Origin of the sequence: Klebsiella sp. EMBS2024, from assembly GCF_036233805.1 — a bacterium.
Taxonomy (GTDB): domain Bacteria; phylum Pseudomonadota; class Gammaproteobacteria; order Enterobacterales; family Enterobacteriaceae; genus Klebsiella; species Klebsiella pneumoniae.
In genome coordinates, this window is sequence record NZ_JAZARW010000001.1 from 2,537,458 (window position 1) to 2,554,564 (window position 17,107).

The 17,107-nt window shown below is 58.4% G+C and carries 19 protein-coding genes; 10 read left to right on the forward strand and 9 right to left on the reverse strand.

The window, feature by feature from the left end; all coding sequences use genetic code 11:
• The first annotated feature begins 97 nt into the window (after positions 1-97).
• Entirely contained in the window at positions 98-628 is a 531-nt protein-coding gene (gene dsbB, locus VZP09_RS11660) for a disulfide bond formation protein DsbB (RefSeq protein ID WP_002910894.1), read from the forward strand.
• 150 nt (positions 629-778) lie between these two features.
• Positions 779-1,123: a DUF1971 domain-containing protein gene (locus VZP09_RS11665; RefSeq protein WP_002910895.1), complete on the forward strand. Its 345-nt coding sequence runs from the start codon at positions 779-781 to the stop codon at positions 1,121-1,123.
• A 6-nt stretch (positions 1,124-1,129) separates the two neighbouring features.
• Here the strand turns inward: VZP09_RS11665 and VZP09_RS11670 are convergent, their stop codons facing one another.
• The 3 genes from VZP09_RS11670 to VZP09_RS11680 all read right to left on the reverse strand — a co-directional run bounded on the left by VZP09_RS11670 (position 1,130) and on the right by VZP09_RS11680 (position 2,628).
• A complete protein-coding gene (locus tag VZP09_RS11670) occupies positions 1,130-1,576 on the reverse strand; it encodes a YcgN family cysteine cluster protein (RefSeq protein WP_002910896.1) in 447 nt (148 codons plus the stop codon).
• A gap of 94 nt (positions 1,577-1,670) precedes the next feature.
• Positions 1,671-2,330 (reverse strand): fumarylacetoacetate hydrolase family protein, encoded by a 660-nt coding sequence (locus VZP09_RS11675; protein ID WP_004180422.1) that lies wholly within the window; start codon positions 2,328-2,330, stop codon positions 1,671-1,673.
• A gap of 16 nt (positions 2,331-2,346) precedes the next feature.
• A complete protein-coding gene (locus VZP09_RS11680) occupies positions 2,347-2,628 on the reverse strand; it encodes a YcgL domain-containing protein (RefSeq protein ID WP_002910898.1) in 282 nt (93 codons plus the stop codon).
• 126 nt (positions 2,629-2,754) lie between these two features.
• On the opposite strand from VZP09_RS11680, the gene minC reads away from it, so the two are divergent.
• The 3 genes from minC to minE are packed head-to-tail and all read left to right on the forward strand — an operon-like array spanning position 2,755 to position 4,562.
• Positions 2,755-3,453 (forward strand): septum site-determining protein MinC, encoded by a 699-nt coding sequence (gene minC, locus VZP09_RS11685; RefSeq protein WP_004180423.1) that lies wholly within the window; start codon positions 2,755-2,757, stop codon positions 3,451-3,453.
• Positions 3,454-3,476: 23 nt separating this feature from the next.
• Positions 3,477-4,289 (forward strand): septum site-determining protein MinD, encoded by an 813-nt coding sequence (minD, locus tag VZP09_RS11690; protein ID WP_002910900.1) that lies wholly within the window; start codon positions 3,477-3,479, stop codon positions 4,287-4,289.
• 3 nt (positions 4,290-4,292) lie between these two features.
• Positions 4,293-4,562: a cell division topological specificity factor MinE gene (gene minE / locus VZP09_RS11695; RefSeq protein WP_002910902.1), complete on the forward strand. Its 270-nt coding sequence runs from the start codon at positions 4,293-4,295 to the stop codon at positions 4,560-4,562.
• 77 nt (positions 4,563-4,639) lie between these two features.
• Here the strand turns inward: minE and rnd are convergent, their stop codons facing one another.
• From rnd to VZP09_RS11720, 5 genes are all read right to left on the reverse strand, one after another.
• The gene (gene rnd, locus VZP09_RS11700; protein ID WP_014343235.1) at positions 4,640-5,755 is read right to left on the reverse strand and encodes a ribonuclease D; all 1,116 of its coding nucleotides are present in this window, start codon (positions 5,753-5,755) and stop codon (positions 4,640-4,642) included.
• An 81-nt stretch (positions 5,756-5,836) separates the two neighbouring features.
• On the reverse strand, positions 5,837-7,522 hold the full coding sequence (fadD, locus tag VZP09_RS11705) for a long-chain-fatty-acid--CoA ligase FadD (RefSeq protein WP_002910904.1): 1,686 nt from the start codon (positions 7,520-7,522) through the stop codon (positions 5,837-5,839).
• Positions 7,523-7,727: 205 nt separating this feature from the next.
• Complete coding sequence (locus VZP09_RS11710; protein ID WP_002910905.1) at positions 7,728-8,309, reverse strand: Slp family lipoprotein; 582 nt, start codon at positions 8,307-8,309, stop codon at positions 7,728-7,730.
• A 38-nt stretch (positions 8,310-8,347) separates the two neighbouring features.
• A complete protein-coding gene (gene tsaB, locus VZP09_RS11715) occupies positions 8,348-9,043 on the reverse strand; it encodes a tRNA (adenosine(37)-N6)-threonylcarbamoyltransferase complex dimerization subunit type 1 TsaB (protein WP_004151443.1) in 696 nt (231 codons plus the stop codon).
• A 145-nt stretch (positions 9,044-9,188) separates the two neighbouring features.
• Positions 9,189-11,099 (reverse strand): ATP-dependent DNA helicase, encoded by a 1,911-nt coding sequence (locus VZP09_RS11720; RefSeq protein ID WP_004175456.1) that lies wholly within the window; start codon positions 11,097-11,099, stop codon positions 9,189-9,191.
• A gap of 130 nt (positions 11,100-11,229) precedes the next feature.
• On the opposite strand from VZP09_RS11720, the gene VZP09_RS11725 reads away from it, so the two are divergent.
• Positions 11,230-11,574, forward strand: coding sequence for a RidA family protein (locus VZP09_RS11725; RefSeq protein ID WP_002910910.1), 345 nt, complete (start codon positions 11,230-11,232; stop codon positions 11,572-11,574).
• On the opposite strand, the gene VZP09_RS11730 is transcribed toward VZP09_RS11725, so the two are convergent.
• A complete protein-coding gene (locus VZP09_RS11730; protein ID WP_004145519.1) occupies positions 11,575-11,760 on the reverse strand; it encodes a YoaH family protein in 186 nt (61 codons plus the stop codon). It abuts the gene before it with no gap.
• An 88-nt stretch (positions 11,761-11,848) separates the two neighbouring features.
• Here VZP09_RS11730 and pabB point away from each other — a divergent pair, with 88 nt between their 5' ends.
• From pabB to VZP09_RS11750, 4 genes are all read left to right on the forward strand, one after another.
• Positions 11,849-13,204: an aminodeoxychorismate synthase component 1 gene (gene pabB, locus VZP09_RS11735; protein WP_020956685.1), complete on the forward strand. Its 1,356-nt coding sequence runs from the start codon at positions 11,849-11,851 to the stop codon at positions 13,202-13,204.
• Between the two features lie 3 nt (positions 13,205-13,207).
• Positions 13,208-13,786, forward strand: coding sequence for a CoA pyrophosphatase (locus VZP09_RS11740; RefSeq protein ID WP_004180429.1), 579 nt, complete (start codon positions 13,208-13,210; stop codon positions 13,784-13,786).
• A gap of 162 nt (positions 13,787-13,948) precedes the next feature.
• Positions 13,949-15,313, forward strand: a complete 1,365-nt coding sequence (sdaA, locus tag VZP09_RS11745; RefSeq protein ID WP_328795156.1) for an L-serine ammonia-lyase — start codon at positions 13,949-13,951, stop codon at positions 15,311-15,313.
• A gap of 182 nt (positions 15,314-15,495) precedes the next feature.
• The gene (locus tag VZP09_RS11750) at positions 15,496-17,079 is read left to right on the forward strand and encodes an EAL domain-containing protein (RefSeq protein WP_328795157.1); all 1,584 of its coding nucleotides are present in this window, start codon (positions 15,496-15,498) and stop codon (positions 17,077-17,079) included.
• Positions 17,080-17,107 lie beyond the last annotated feature (28 nt).

Sequence of the window (17,107 nt, forward strand, 5' to 3'; positions counted from 1 at the left end):
TCAATAACCCGTTACGGAATATTTTCCGCCGCGCCTCTGGCGTCGGTTCGGTTTTCGTTTACACTGCCATGATTTAGCATCTTCCAGGGAAATGATTATGTTGCAATATTTAAACCAGTGCTCAAGAGGACGCGGTGCCTGGCTCCTGATGGCGTTGACCGCTTTTATTCTCGAACTTGTCGCGCTGTGGTTCCAGCACGTGATGCTGCTGCAGCCGTGTGTCATGTGTATTTACGAACGCTGCGCGCTGTTCGGCATCATGGGCGCGGGACTGGTGGGCGCTATCGCCCCCAAAACGCCGCTGCGCTATGTCGCCATGGCAATCTGGTTGTACAGCGCGATACGCGGACTACAGCTGGCGTGGGAGCATACGATGATCCAGCTGCACCCTTCACCGTTCCAGACCTGCGATTTCGCCGCCCGCTTCCCAACCTGGCTGCCGCTGGATAAATGGCTGCCGCAGGTTTTCGTTGCGTCCGGAGACTGTTCAGTACGTCAGTGGCAGTTCCTGTCGCTGGAGATGCCGCAATGGCTGGTGGGGATTTTCGCCGCCTATCTGCTGGTCGCTATTCTGGTGATCGTTGCTCAGCCTTTCAAAGCGAAAAAACGCGATCTGTTTGGTCGTTAAGCCGCGGCGAGTATAGCCCACAATGAAACGCCCTGCGGGGCGTTTTTTTATGCCTCCTGCGCATCACTGAATCGTTTCATGTCTATGGTTGACCACAGCTGCCAAAAGGTGCATATTAAATACATCTTTTAAAACCCCACAGGAGCTCACATGTCATCTTTACTGATCCCCGCAGACTGGAAAGTTAAACGCTCCACCCCATTCTTTACCAAAGAGAATGTCCCTGCCGCCCTGCTGAGCCACCACAACACCGCGGCTGGCGTCTTCGGCCAGCTGTGCGTCATGGAGGGCACGGTCACCTATTACGGTTTTGCCAATGAACAAGCGACGGAGCCGGAGAAAAAAGTCGTGATTCATGCCGGGCAGTTTGCTACCAGTCCGCCGCAGTACTGGCACCGCGTCGAACTCAGTGACGACGCCCGCTTCAATATTCACTTCTGGGTGGCGGAAGAAACCGACGGTGAAAACGGGCTGTTCCACGCGAAGAAAGCGTGACGGCGCTTAGCGCGCCCTGTCAGGCAGATTAAGGATATGGTCCTGCCAGTCGACCACCGTGGACTCAGGCACCGCAATATGGCGAACGGAGATGCGTTCGCCGTGCATCGCCGCTTTTGAGCCAGTCAGCAGCGGGTGCCAGGCCGGCAGAGGCTTGCCTTCCGCCAGCAGGCGATAGGCACAGGTCGGCGGCAGCCATTCGAAGGTCGGCAGATTTTCGCGGGTAAGCTTGATGCAGTCCGGCTCATACTCAAAGCGACGCGCGTAGTTACGACACTGGCAGGTTTTGATATTGAGCTGACGACAGGCGACGTTGGTGAAGTAGATCTCGTCAGTGTCTTCATCCATCAGCTTGTGCAGGCAGCACTGGCCGCAGCCGTCACACAGCGATTCCCACTCCGCGTCGCTCATGTCATCCAGTGTTTTTTGTTGCCAGAAAGGTTGTTCGCTCATCGGAGTGTCCGTCGTTGCCAGTTAAGGGTGCACCTTATAACCAGTCTGGCACGCCGATGCAAGTTTTGCCGCCCCAAAAGGCGGCAAATAGCGCTTACAGCACGCGGGTAGTGAGCGCCAGGCCGTTGAAGCCGACCTCCAGCTCGTCACCGCTGTGCAGCGGCCCCACGCCTTCCGGGGTGCCGGTGAGGATCACATCCCCGGCTTTGAGGGTAAAGAAGCGCGACATATAGGCGATCAGCGGCACAATCCTATGGATCATGTCGGCAGTGGTGCCCTGCTGGCGCACTTCGCCATTAATCTTCAGACTTAACGACGTATTCTGCGGGTCGCCGTGGAACTCAGCGGCCGGGATAAAGCCGGAGATCGGACAGGCGTTATCGAAGCCTTTGGCCTTCTCCCAGGGTTGTCCCGCTTTTTTCATTTTCGCCTGCAGGTCGCGCAGCGTGAGATCCAGCGCGACGCCATAGCCGGCAATCCCTTTCAGCACATGCTCTTCCGTCGCCTGACGCAGCGTGCTGCCGATAAGCACCGCCAGCTCGACTTCGTGATGCACCGAGCCCAGCCCCTCAGGAAGCACCAACGGCTGACGAAGATCGCACAGCGCAGTCTCAGGTTTAATAAACAGCACCGGCTCTTCCGGCGTCGCACTGCCCATTTCCTTGATGTGTTTCGCATAATTACTGCCGACGCACACTACTTTGCTTACTGGATAATCCAGAAGCGCACCCTGCCAGTTATGATGTTGGTACATTATTTTCCCTCGTGGGTTAATCGGATTGTTTCCCCTGTTCCGCCAGGTGTTTCTTTAGTAGATTTTCAGACGGCGGAGGCAGTTGCAGGTAATAGCCCTGTTCGCTTAACGCCTGTTTCACTTTTTCCAGATCGGCGTTAACCAGTTTTTTGCGCCCATCCAGCGGCAGCAGCATCGCCATTTGCGGCGTGCCAAAGCTGCGCATTAGCTCGTCAGGAACGCGCGAGAAATCGTCCTTTTTTTCGACGTATAAATAGGTTTGTTCACGTTTAGTACTTCGATAGATCACACAAAACATAGTTTTACTCGGAATTAGACCCGTGGTCACTTGCCTCAATATATGAGTGACTATAACATGCCTTTTAGTCTTCGGAATATCACCGCACTTCGGCGGTTGATAAACAGCAAATTGAGTAAGGCCAGGATGTCAAATACGCCAATCGAACTTAAAGGCAGTAGCTTCACGTTATCTGTCGTTCATTTGCACGATGCAAATCCCGAGGTTATTCGTCAGGCGTTAGAAGACAAAATCGCCCAGGCTCCCGCTTTTTTACGTCATGCTCCGGTGGTGGTGAATATCGCCAGCATCGAGGAGGAGGTGGAATGGCGCGCCATCAACGAGGCTATCGCCGCGACCGGTTTACGTATTATGGGCGTTAGCGGATGCAAAATTCCGCGCCTGAAAACCGAAATCGACCGCGCCGGCATCCCGTTATTAACCGAAGGGAAAGAAAAAGCCTCTCGTCCGGCACCGTCCGACCCCACCCCGCCGCCGCCAGTTGCTAGTCAGATCACAAAAACGCGTTTGATTGATCAGCCGGTACGTTCCGGTCAGCGCATTTATGCGCCACACTGTGATCTTATTGTTACAAATCATGTGAGTGCCGGTGCGGAACTTATCGCTGACGGAAATATCCATGTATATGGCATGATGCGAGGACGCGCGCTGGCAGGCGCCGGTGGCGACAGAGACGCCCAGATATTTTGTACCCACCTTGCGGCGGAGCTGGTCTCCATCGCCGGGGAATATTGGCTGAGCGATAACATCCCGGCCGAATTTTATGGCAAAGCGGCGCGCCTGCGTTTAGGTGAAAGCGCTTTGGCAATTCAACCGTTAAATTAATCCCTTTTTAACAAGGAATTTCTATGGCACGCATTATTGTTGTGACTTCGGGTAAAGGGGGCGTTGGCAAGACCACCTCCAGCGCGGCCATCGCTACAGGTTTGGCCCAGAAGGGAAAGAAAACCGTCGTTATCGACTTCGACATCGGCCTGCGTAACCTCGACCTGATTATGGGCTGCGAACGTCGCGTCGTTTATGATTTCGTCAACGTCATTCAGGGCGATGCCACACTGAACCAGGCGCTGATTAAAGATAAGCGCACGGAAAATCTCTACATTCTCCCGGCTTCCCAGACCCGGGATAAAGACGCTCTGACCCGCGAAGGCGTCGACAAGGTTCTCGAAGAACTGAAGAAAATGGAATTCGATTTCATCGTCTGTGATTCCCCGGCAGGCATTGAAACCGGTGCGCTGATGGCGCTTTACTTTGCTGATGAAGCCATCATCACCACTAACCCGGAAGTCTCCTCCGTTCGCGACTCCGACCGTATCCTTGGCATTCTCGCCTCTAAATCCCGCCGCGCGGAAAATGGCGAAGAGCCAATCAAAGAGCATCTGCTGCTGACCCGCTACAATCCAGGCCGCGTTAATAAAGGCGATATGCTGAGCATGGAAGACGTGCTGGAAATTCTGCGCATCAACCTGGTAGGCGTGATCCCGGAAGACCAGTCAGTCCTGCGCGCATCCAACCAGGGTGAGCCGGTGATCCTCGATGCCGCCTCGGACGCAGGCAAAGCCTATGCCGATACCGTTGAACGTCTGCTCGGAGAAGAACGCCCTTTCCGCTTCATTGAAGAAGAGAAGAAAGGATTCCTCAAACGCCTGTTCGGAGGATAAATTATGGCTTTACTCGACTTTTTTCTCTCGCGAAAAAAGAACACGGCTAATATTGCGAAAGAACGCCTGCAAATCATCGTCGCCGAGCGCCGCCGCGGAGACGCGGAGCCGCATTACCTGCCGCAGTTACGCAAAGATATCCTGGAAGTGATCTGTAAATACGTACAGATCGACCCGGAGATGGTCAGCGTGCAGCTGGAGCAGCGGGACGGGGATATATCCATTCTTGAGCTGAACGTGACCCTACCCGAAACGGAAGAGTCGAAATCCTGACCTGTCGCGCTATCGCGAAAAAAAACCGGCTACGCCACGCGCCGCCGGTTTTTTAATGCTCTGAACCTGGCCGCGAACTAGCGCGGATAGTCGTTTAACAGCCTCTTCAGCCGCTCGGCCATTAGCTCCCCGCGCCAACCGGAAATCAGCTCAGGTTCACCGGCTTGCGTTTTCAGCTGCCAGTGCCAGTTCAGCAGCTGGTTGATCTGCCGACGCGACGCCAGCAGCTCCGCGCTTACGCCCTTCTCCGTGCTCACTTCCTGCACCAGCGCTTTAATATCTTTAAAGGCTTTGCGGTAGCCCGGCATGTCGATCAGGTTCTGCAGCGGCGCTGGCAGGGCCGACTCCGGCAGCGCCTGCGCTTTTTCGACCAGGCTAATCAGCGTTTTGCCGTGGAAGCGAATTTCGCTACCGGACAACCCGAGGCTGTCGAGCTCGCCCAGGCTGGTGGGCATATAGCGCGCCACGCTCCACAGATGCTCTTCCCGCACCACAAAGTTTACCGCCAGGTCGCGCTCGCGCGCTTTGCGCAGGCGCCACTCCGCCAACAGCTGCAGACAACCCAGCTGGCGGGTACGCAGCTGCCAGGCGTTGCCGATATCGCGCCAGGCCTCGGCCGGGTCGACCACCTCCTGACGACGCTGCTGCATCACGCGGCACTCGTCGAGCGCCGCCGGCAGCCAGCCAGCGCGATCGGTCTCCGCCATTAACTGGCTGGCGATCGGCAGCAGATACCAGACGTCGGCCGCGGCATATTCACACTGACGCTCAGTCAGCGGGCGCGCCAGCCAGTCGGTGCGGGATTCGCTTTTATCCAGCGCTACCCCGGAATACTCTTCCACCATCGAGGCGAAGCCCCAGGACATTGGGCGGCCGCAGAAGGCCGCCAGGATCTGGGTGTCAATCAGCGGCTGCGGCATCAGGTTAAATGCATTAAGGAAGACTTCTAAATCTTCGCTGCCGGCATGCAGGTATTTAGTCACATCCTGGTTGAGCAGCAGGTCGCGCATCGGCGCCCAGTCGTTAATCGTCAAGGGATCGATCAGAGAGACCTGCTGGCCGTCGAACAGCTGCAGCAGGCCCAGCTGCGGGTAATAGGTGCGGGTGCGGACAAATTCCGTATCCAGAGCGACGGCGGAGGCCGTGCTTGCCGCTTCGCAGACAGCGCGCAGGCCATCGTCGGTGGTGATCATCTGATAGTTCAAAGCATACTCTCTTAACTTGCGCCCATAAAAAACGCCGGCGTAGCCGGCGTCAGGCGACTCATTCGTTACTTAGCCTTTATTGTCCACTTTAGCGCGCGCTTCGTCACGCAGTTCTCGCCGCAAAATTTTCCCGACGTTGGATTTCGGCAGTTCATCACGGAATTCCACCAGCTTCGGCACCTTGTATCCGGTCAAATGGCGACGGCAGAACGTAATCAGCGCCTCTTCGGTTAACGCAGCATCTTTCTTGACTACGAAAATCTTCACCGCTTCGCCGCTGCTGCCTGACGGCACGCCGATGGCCGCCACTTCCAGCACCCCGCTATGCTGCATGACCACATCTTCGATTTCGTTCGGATAGACGTTAAAACCCGACACCAGGATCATATCTTTTTTGCGATCGACGATGCGCAGGAACCCCTCTTCATCCATCACCGCGATATCCCCGGTGTGCAGCCAGCCGTCTTTGATAATCTCATCCGTCGCGTCAGGGCGCTGCCAGTAGCCCAGCATCACCTGCGGCCCTTTAATACAGAGCTCGCCCGGCTGACCCGGCGCCACTTCGTTATCATCATCATCCACCAGTTTGGCTTCGGTGGAGGGCACCGGCAGGCCAATGCTGCCGCTGTGGTAGTCAATATCGTGCGGGTTAACGCTGACCAGCGGAGAACACTCTGTCAGGCCGTAGCCCTCCAGCAGATATTGCCCGGTCAGTTTTACCCAGCGCTCGGCCACCGCCTGCTGCACCGGCATCCCACCGCCGGCGGACAAATGCAGCGAGGAGAAATCAAGCTGCTGGAACTCTTTGTTGTTCAGCAAGGCGTTGAACAGGGTATTGACCCCGGTCATGGCGGTAAAAGGATACTTCGCCAGCTCCTTCACCAGCCCGGGGATATCGCGTGGGTTGGTGATCAGCAAATTTTGCCCGCCCAGTTCGATAAACAGCAGGCAGTTCATGGTCAGGGCGAAAATGTGATACAGCGGCAGCGCGGTCACCACGAACTCTTTGCCGCGATGCAGCAGCGGGCCGTAGGTGGCATTGACCTGCTCGAGGTTAGCCAGCATATTGCGGTGGGTGAGCATCGCACCTTTGGCCACGCCGGTGGTGCCCCCGGTGTACTGCAGAAACGCCAGATCTTCCGCAACGATCTCCGGCTTGACGTACTGCATGCGATAGCCGTGCTGCAACGCGCTGCGAAACGAGATGGCGTCCGGCAGGTGGTACTTCGGCACCAGGCGCTTAATGTACTTGACCACAAAGTTCACCAGCGTGCCTTTGGCGGTGGAAAGCTGGTCGCCCATGCGCGTCAGGATCACATGCTGGACCTGAGTTTTCGCCACCACTTTTTCCAGGGTATGGGCAAAGTTGGAGACTATGACGATCGCCGCCGCGCCGCTGTCGTTGAGCTGATGCTCCAGTTCGCGCGGGGTATATAAGGGGTTGACGTTAACCACGATCATCCCGGCGCGCAGGATGCCAAACAGAGCCACCGGATACTGCAGCAGGTTAGGCATCATCAGGGCCACGCGATCGCCCTTCTGTAACCCCAACCCCTCCTGAAGATAAGCGGCGAAGGCGCGACTACGCTCCTCCAGCTTACGGTAGGTCATCACTTCACCCATATTGATAAACGCCGGTTGGTCGGCGTAACGGGTGGTGGCATGTTCAAACAGTTCAACCAGGGATTGATAGCGGTCAGGATTTATCTCCGCCGGAACATCTGCGGGATAACGGTTTAGCCAAACCTTTTTCACTGCATCACCTCTGAAATAGTTATTCGTCGTCATCACAGCCCCTGGATAATACATTTTGTTAACATTATATTAACTCAGCGTACCAGTTTATTAATTAGGCAATGAGCAGGTTGCGAAGCGCGTCACTATTTTTTTTCTTATTCGACTGAAAACAAAGAAACAGCGGACCGGCCGCTGTTTCTTTGAACTAACATAAACAACAAAATCATTCGGTTACAACGTTTCTCACCTCAGCAGGGCCGGGATTGTACCAGCCCCAGCCGCCATAGCCGTAGCCCCAGGGGCGCGGACCCAGCATCCACGGGTCGATAGGTTGCGGAGGCATCACCACCTGCTGCACTACGTTCCAGCGCTTGTAGCCGGTGGCGTTCATCAGCATAAATTTATACGGCGTGCTGCCCACCTTGCCGTCAACCACCCCGGCGATCGGTCCGACCACGGTCACTAGTTGACCGCGGAAATCCACCGGATCGAGGAAGCCATTGACGTCAGCAAAAATCCTTCCGCGGGACGGCTCGCCCAGCACTGGCCGCGCGCCGCTGTCCAGCGGTACGGTGGCGATTTCTAAGCGGGTTTTCCCCTGCTGGTTTTGCACATTGACCACCTTACCGCCAAAGCGCGCTTCCTGGCCAACGTACAGCTGCGGGGCGTTCATCACCCGCACCAAATCCTGCTGCGGCGTCGGGCTGGTGCCTTTGATGGCATCCGGCACTGACACGCAGCCGCTTAGCGCAACGGCAACCGCCGCGGCTAACAGCCAGCGAACGCCCTGTTTTTGACCCGCCATGATGCGACTCCTTTTCTCAGTCTTCTTGTTACTGAGATTCACTCGCGGCCTGGAAGTTTCTTCCACGCCACCTCGTTTCGCAAATAAACCGGCTCCGCTTTCTCCACGGCCACGGTTTTCCCCGCCGCCAGCAGGTAACAGGCTAACGGCAGCATATCCTCCGCCGCCGGCAATTCAATTTCGCCGCTGCTTAAGGTCAGTCCGCTCGCTTTCGCCAGATCCGGCCACGCCTGCCATCCGGTGCCGACGGTGGCCCATTCGCCGGAAAGCTGTGCCAGTCGTTCGGCTACCGCGTCCGGTTTGAGCACCGCTTCCGTCTCTTCGCCATGCCAGACGCCCTGCTCGTCGCGCTGGTACTCGGCCCAGTAGACTTCGCCCATACGCGCATCAATGGCCGCCAGCACACGGGTGGCGCCGGTTTTGCGCCAGGCGCCCTGCGCCATGGTGGCCAGCGTGGAAACGCCAATCATTGGCAGTTCGGCGCCCAGCGCCAGCCCCTGAGCGATACCGATGCCGATGCGCACGCCGGTAAAGCTGCCCGGACCGCGGCCAAAGGCCAGCGCGTCCAGCTCGCTCAGCGTGGTGCCGCTCTCGGTGAGGACCTCCTGCACCAGCGGCAGGATACGTTGGGTATGTTCGCGGGGACAAATTTCGAAATGAGCACTAAGGGTGCCATCATTCCACAGAGCCGCGGAGCAGGCCTCTGTGGCGGTATCGATAGCCAAAATTCGCATGGGTGGTCACGCTCTCGTTACATAGTTCAGGCCTTCAGGCAGCCTGATTTCCGGCAAACGGCCAACCCGCCGCCATGCCGCCCGAAGTCTATTGGGAACCGCTAATTAACAAAATGGCGCGCAGCTTAACACATTTTAGTGCGGATTACCTTGCCGGCGGTACGGCGAGAAAGCGCACCGCCCGACGGATATCGCGGGTTCGCGGCGCCGGCGGCAGACTGGCCAGGAACACCGCGCCGTAGGGGCGCATCACCAGCCGGTTGTCGCAGATCACCAGCACCCCGCGGTCGTCGATATCGCGGATCAGGCGACCCACCCCCTGCTTGAGGGTGATCACCGCATCCGGGAGCTGCACTTCATCGAAGGGATCGCCGCCGCGCAGCCGGCAATCTTCCATCCGCGCTTTTAGCAGCGGATCGTCCGGCGAGGTGAACGGTAGCTTATCGATAATCACCAGCGACAGCGCGTCGCCGCGCACATCGACTCCCTCCCAGAAGCTGCTGGTAGCCACCAGCAGCGCGTTGCCGGCGCTGACGAACTGCTGCAGCAGCTGGCCTTTGCTGGTCTCGCCCTGCAGCAGCACCGGTAGCGTCATGGTGGCGCGGAACTGCTCCGCCAGATCGCGCATCATGGCGTGCGAGGTGCACAACATAAAGCAGCGACCATCGTTGGCCTCGATCAGCGGCTTGAGCATCGCCGCCAGGTGTCGCGCCGCGCCGGGCTGGTTCGGCAGGGGTAGGTTGCGCGGCACGCAGAGCAGCGCCTGGTGCTGATAGTCAAAGGGACTCGGCAGCAGTAGAGTCTGCGCCTCGTCGATCCCCAGCCGGGCGGTAAAGTGATGCAGATCGTCGTTCACCGACAGCGTCGCCGAGGTAAAGATCCAGCTCCCCGACTTCTGCGCCATCACCTCTTTAAACTTCTCGGCCACGGTCAGCGGCGTCAGCGCGAGAGTAAAGTGGCGCGAGGTACACTCATACCAGTAGCTGTAGCCCGGCTGGTTGATCTCTTTCAACCGCTTCAGGCGCCCGCGATAGAGGGTGGCGCGCTCAAAAGCGGCGTCGAGCAGCGCCGAGCGACCCAGCGAAAGTTTGGCGACGTCATAGCATAGCTCGAGCGCGTCATCGAGCAGCAGCAGCGCTCGCTGAATGTGGCTGTCCGCCAGCAGCTCGCGCAGATTGCCGCGGTAGCCCGGGTCTCCCAGCTGCAGGCGGAAATCCTGCGCGCTTTGCGCCAGGCGGTCGGCGCATTTTTGCAGCTGCTGAGTGTCTTTCAGTTCGGTGCGGTAGGCAATGGTGATGTCTTTCGCCAGGTCCAGCAGCTGGCGGCTGGAGAGCGACTGGCCAAAGTACTGACTGGCGATATCCGGCAGCTGATGGGCTTCATCGAAGATCATCACTTCCGCCTCGGGGATCAGCTCGGCAAAGCCGCTCTCTTTGACCACCATATCGGCCAGAAACAGGTGATGGTTGACCACCACCACGTCGGCGTCCATCGCTTTTTTACGCGCCTTCACCACGAAGCAATCTTTATACAGTGGGCAGTCGCTACCGAGACAGTTATCGTTGGTGCTGGTGACCAGCGGCCAGGCCTGAGAGTCTTCCGCGACGCTGGCGCAGGTGCTGATATCGCCATCCTGGGTTTGATTCGACCAGGAGCGCAGGAGGATCACATCGCTGAGGGTTTGCACCGGCAGATCGCCGCCCGCCAGCGCCTGCTGCTCAAGACGTTCGAGACACAGGTAGTTGGAGCGCCCTTTGAGCAGCGCCAGTTTCCCGGTGAATTTGAGCGCTTTGGCGACGGTGGGCAGATCGCGGCTGTAAAGCTGATCCTGCAGCGCTTTCGAGCCGGTGGAGATAATCACCTTTTTTTTCGCCCGCAGCGCAGGCGCCAGGTAAGCGTAGGTTTTACCGGTTCCGGTCCCCGCTTCCACCACCAGCGGCCGGGAGGCCTCAATCGCTTCGCTGACCGCCACCGCCATCTGGCGCTGCGGCTCGCGCGGTTTAAATCCCGGTATGGCTTTGGCTAGCTGGCCGTCTGCTGCAAAATCGTCGATCACATTGCCCCCTGGTTATTTGGACAGTGATTATGTCAGGGAGGACGGCGTTTCGCCAGTCCGGGTAGTGACGCGAGCGGCACATTATGGCAGTCTTGCCGCAGCCGAATGGAATGCTTAAAGAGGNNNNGCAATGACAATTACGCGTATTGATGCCGAAGCCCGTTGGTCAGACGTGGTGATCCACAACCAGACCCTGTACTACACCGGCGTGCCGGCAAATCTCGATGCCGACGCTTTCGAGCAGACCGCCAATACCCTGGCGCAGATTGACGCGGTGCTGGAAAAACAGGGCAGCGACAAGTCGCGTATTCTTGACGCCACCATCTTCCTCGCCGATAAAAGCGACTTTGCGGCGATGAATAAAGCCTGGGACGCGTGGGTGGTGGCTGGTCACGCCCCGGTGCGCTGCACGGTGGAAGCGACGCTGATGAACCCGCAGTATAAAGTTGAGATCAAAATTATCGCCGCGGTGTAATTACTCGTCCTCATCCTCATCTTCAAAGCGCGCGACGATCTGCTCGCCGGTATGCGTTGCGCGCAGCTCTTCCGCCACCAGGGCAATCGCCTGGCCGCTGCTTATCCCCTGAGCCATTAGCTCATGGATACGTTCGACCGCTTTTTGCTGTTGCTCGTGGCTCAGCGAAGGTAAACCTGCAAACATCTTTTACTCCTGCTACATTGTGGGGCGTAATTATTTCACGCCGTCCCCGACTACGCCAGAGGGGCGGCAACGTTCAGGATCGAGAAAGATGTTGTCCCCCGCGATTATTACCCTGCCCTGGCGCCCGGATGCGGCCGAACACTATTTTGCGCCGTTAAGCGCCCTGCCCTGGGCGATGCTGCTGCATTCCGGCTTTGCCGACCATCCGCATAACCGCTTTGATATTCTGGTGGCTGCCCCGCGCGCCACGCTACTGACGCGCGATGAACAGACGTGGGTCGACGACGGCGAAGCCGTTGTTGTCTCAGCGGAAGATCCGCTGCAGCTCCTGCAGCAGCAGTTGGATCGTCAGCCGTTCACGCCGCAACCCCATGACGATCTGCCGTTTCTCGGCGGCGCGCTGGGATTATTCGGTTACGACCTGGGCCGTCGCTTTGAGCGTCTCCCTTCGCACGCGCAGGCCGATATCGCGCTGGCGGATATGGCGGTGGGGATCTATGACTGGGCGCTTATCGTCGACCACCAGCGCCAACAGATATCGCTGCTCAGCTATGACGACCCGCAGCAGCGTCTACAGTGGCTGGAGGCGCAAACGCCGACGCCGGGTGAAACCTTCGCCCTGACCTCTGCCTGGCAGTCAAATATGAGCCGCCAGCAGTACGGCGAAAAATTTCGCCAGGTACAGGCCTATCTGCACAGCGGCGACTGCTATCAGGTCAACCTCGCCCAGCGTTTTCAGGCCAGCTACGTCGGTGATGAATGGCAGGCCTTCCGCCAGCTGAACGCCGTCAACCGCGCCCCCTTTAGCGCCTTTATTCGCCTCGATGAAGGGGCGATTTTAAGCCTGTCGCCGGAGCGCTTTATCCAGCTGCGCCAGGGGGAGATCCAGACGCGGCCGATAAAAGGCACCCTGCCGCGGCTCGATTCGCCGCTGGCAGATGCGCAGCAGGCTGAGAAGCTGGCGAATTCGCCGAAAGATCGCGCCGAGAATTTAATGATTGTCGACCTGATGCGCAACGACATCGGCCGCGTCGCCGTCCCGGGCAGCGTGCGGGTCCCCGAGCTGTTCGTGGTGGAGCCGTTCCCGGCGGTCCATCATCTGGTCAGCACCATCACCGCCCGCCTGCCAATGACGCTGCACGCCAGCGACCTGCTGCGCGCCGCCTTTCCCGGCGGCTCGATCACCGGCGCGCCGAAAGTGCGGGCGATGGAGATTATCGATGAACTGGAGCCCCAGCGACGCAATGCCTGGTGTGGGAGCATTGGCTACCTGAGCTATTGCGGCAATATGGATACCAGCATCACCATTCGCACCCTGACGGCATGGCAGGGACAGCTGTACTGCTCCGCCGGCGGCGGAATTGTGGCGGATAGCGAGGAAGCGGCGGAATATCAGGAAACTTTTGATAAAGTTAATCGTATCCTGCAGCAACTGGAGAACTAGACCATGGCGGATCGCGCCCTTAATCTGGATGATTTTCTGTCCCGCTTTCAGCTTCTGCGCCCGCAGCCTTCGCGCCATGCGCTCAATCAGCGGCAGGCGGCGGTACTGGTGCCGATCGTGCGCCGGCCGCAGCCCGGCCTGCTGCTGACCCAGCGTTCGCCGCTGCTGCGCAAGCACGCCGGCCAGGTCGCCTTTCCCGGCGGCGCAGTAGATAATACCGACGCGACGCTTATCGCCGCCGCCCTGCGCGAAGCTCAGGAAGAGGTGGCGATCCCGCCGGAGGCGGTCGAGGTGATCGGCGTCCTGCCGCCGGTGGACAGCGTCACCGGCTTTCAGGTGACGCCGGTGGTGGGCATTATTCCCCCGGATCTGCACTACCACGCCAGCCAGGACGAAGTCTCCGCGGTATTTGAAATGCCGCTCGCCGAAGCCCTGCGCCTTGGGCGCTACCATCCACTCGATATCCACCGCCGGGGCAACGACCACCGCGTCTGGCTCTCCTGGTACCAGCATTATTTTGTCTGGGGAATGACCGCCGGGATCATTCGCGAGCTGGCGCTGCAAATTGGCGCACGTCCTTAGCTATACTGATAATGAGAGGGCGCTCTCATTATCAGTAAAATCGCGGTTAGCCATTAGTTTAATTCATGTGAATAGTTGAACTGACAGGGCGCTTCCCTCTTACACTATGCGCAGTTATTACATCGTTACCGCACCCGCGGTAACCCTGTCAGGAGTATTATCGTGATTAGTCTATTCGACATGTTCAAGGTGGGGATTGGTCCCTCATCTTCCCACACTGTTGGCCCGATGAAGGCCGGAAAACAGTTCGTCGATGACCTGGTCGAAAAAGGATTGCTTAATGCAGTGACTCGTGTGGCGGTTGACGTCTACGGTTCACTGTCATTAACCGGCAAAGGCCACCATACGGACATCGCCATTATCATGGGACTGGCGGGCAATCAGCCCGATACGGTCGATATTGACGCGATCCCGGCTTTTATCCGTGACGTCGAAGCGCGCGGTCGTCTGCTGCTGGCCAACGGCCAGCATGAGGTCGACTTCCCGGCGGATGACGGCATGCGTTTTCGCAGCGACAACCTGCCGCTGCACGAAAACGGCATGACCATTCACGCCTGGGCCGGCGAGAAAGAGATCTACTGCAAGACCTACTACTCGATCGGCGGCGGCTTTATTGTCGACGAAGAGCACTTCGGCAAGGAAAACGCCAACGAACTGCAGGTGCCCTACCCATTTAAATCGGCGCAGGAAATGCTGGCCTACTGCAAAGAGACTGGCCTGTCGCTCTCCGGGATGGTGATGCAGAACGAACTGGCTCTGCACAGCAAAAAAGAGATCGAGGATTATTTCGCCAACGTCTGGCAGACCATGCGCGCCTGTATCGACCGCGGGATGAACACCGAGGGCGTGCTGCCTGGCCCGCTGCGCGTACCGCGTCGCGCCTCGGCGCTGCGTCGTCTGCTGGTGGCCAGCGATAAGCTCTCCAGCGATCCAATGAACGTTGTTGACTGGGTCAATATGTTCGCGCTGGCGGTCAATGAAGAGAACGCCGCCGGCGGTCGCGTGGTAACCGCGCCGACCAACGGCGCCTGCGGCATCGTTCCGGCGGTACTCGCCTATTACGATCACTTTATCGAGTCCGTCAGCCCGGAGATCTATTTTCGCTACTTTATGGCCTGCGGGGCGATCGGCGCGCTGTATAAGATGAATGCGTCCATTTCCGGCGCGGAAGTCGGCTGTCAGGGCGAGGTGGGCGTCGCCTGCTCGATGGCGGCGGCGGGACTGGCTGAACTGCTCGGCGCCAGCCCGGAACAGGTTTGCGTGGCGGCGGAGATCGGCATGGAACACAACCTCGGCCTGACCTGTGATCCGGTCGCCGGTCAGGTGCAGGTGCCATGCATTGAACGTAACGCCATCGCCTCCGTCAAGGCGATCAACGCCGCGCGAATGGCGATGCGCCGCACCAGCGAACCGCGCGTCTCGCTCGATAAGGTGATCGAGACCATGTATGAAACCGGTAAAGACATGAACGCCAAGTACCGCGAAACCTCGCGCGGCGGCCTGGCGATTAAAGTTCAGTGTGACTAAACTTTTCGTGCCCCTCTGCGCCTGCAAAGCGCGCAGGGGGTTAACCCTGGTGACTGAAATCTCCCTGATGCGCCTTCAACGGCGCATTTTCTTTTTTCTATACCTGGCGATATTCTGCCACTACACTTGCTCTATAAAATAAGCCACGCTTAACCACTCGTCCTGTCGACAGGGTGTCGCACATGCAGACTGCACAAAAAGTCATTACGGCCTATCGTCACAAACGCATTATTGTCTGCCTGCTGGTAGCCCTGGCGACCCTGGGCGCCACATTAGCCATCCGATTTATTTCGCAGCGCAGCGTAAATGAAGATTATATTCGCACGGCCGCCAGCCAACGGGTGGCGGCGCTCAATGACATCTTGCGCCCGCTAAGCGCGCAGCGAGCCACCCTGCTCCCTCTGGTGGGCAAACCCTGCCCTGATATCCATCTGACGCTGCGCAAAATGGCGGCCTCGTTGCAAACCATTCGTTCCGTCGCCCTCGTCACGTCAGGTATCGTTTACTGTTCCAGTATTTTTGGCCCGCGACAGGCAGACTTACATCGCCTGCAGCCCGCGCTTCCTGCGCCCCGCCCTCTGCTACTCTTCTCGAACGACAGCTCCTTGCTCAAAGGCTCGCCGGTACTGATCCAATGGTATCCAGCCGCGGAGAGCGGCCTGGACGGCGTGATGCTGGTGGTGAATATTGAGCTGCTGGGAACCTTAATTCTTAATGAAAAATCGGCCCTGATCAGCGACGTCAGCCTGCAGGTTGGCGATCGTTATTTTAGCAGCCGCCATGGGCTTCTCGAAAAAGCGCATGTCCCGCAGGGCACGGTGATTTATCGCCAGCGCTCTACGGAGTTTCCGTTTACTGTCAATATTAACGGCCCTGGCGCCTCGGCGATTGCGCTTGAGGAGCTGCCCGGCGAGCTGCCGCTGGCGCTGATTTTTAGCCTGCTAATGACCGGCATCGCCTGGCTGGCCACCGCAGGCAGAATGAGTTTCTCGCGGGAAATAAGCCTTGGCATTTCGGCCCGGGAGTTTGCCCTCTGGTGCCAGCCGCTGCAGGATGCGCGCAGCGGCCGCTGCTGCGGGGTGGAGATCCTGCTGCGCTGGAATAATCCCCGCCGTGGGACGATTTCGCCGGAGGTATTTATCCCCATCGCCGAAGGCAATAATCTGATCATCCCTCTCACCCGCTATGTGATTGCCGAAACCGCTCGCCGCCTGGACGCTTTTCCTCGCGACCGCCATTTTCACATCGCGATCAATGTCGCCGCGCGCCATTTCGCTAACGGACTCCTGCTGCGCGACCTGCACAATTACTGGTTCAGCGTGGATCCGGTGCAGCAGCTGGTGGTCGAGCTAACCGAACGCGATGTCCTGCAGGATGGCGACCAGCATATGGCCGAACATCTGCACTTTAAGGGCGTACAGCTGGCGATCGATGATTTTGGTACCGGCAATACTTCGCTCTCATGGCTGGAAAAGCTGCGCCCGGATGTTTTGAAGATCGACCGCTCGTTCACCAGCTCGGTCGGCATAGATAGCGTGAACGCGACGGTGACAGATATTATTATCGCCCTCGCCAACCGCCTGCATATTGTTACCGTTGCCGAAGGGGTGGAGACGCTGGAGCAGGAAAACTACCTGCGTAGCCACGGCGTCGATGTGCTGCAGGGGTTTTATTATGCGCGGCCGATGCCGGTGGAGGCGTTCCCGGCGTGGCTGGCCAGCAGGGAGGAGAGTGAGAGTGAGAGTGAGAGNGAGACGACAGAATAACTCGCCGGCCGCAGCGGCCGGCGAGCCT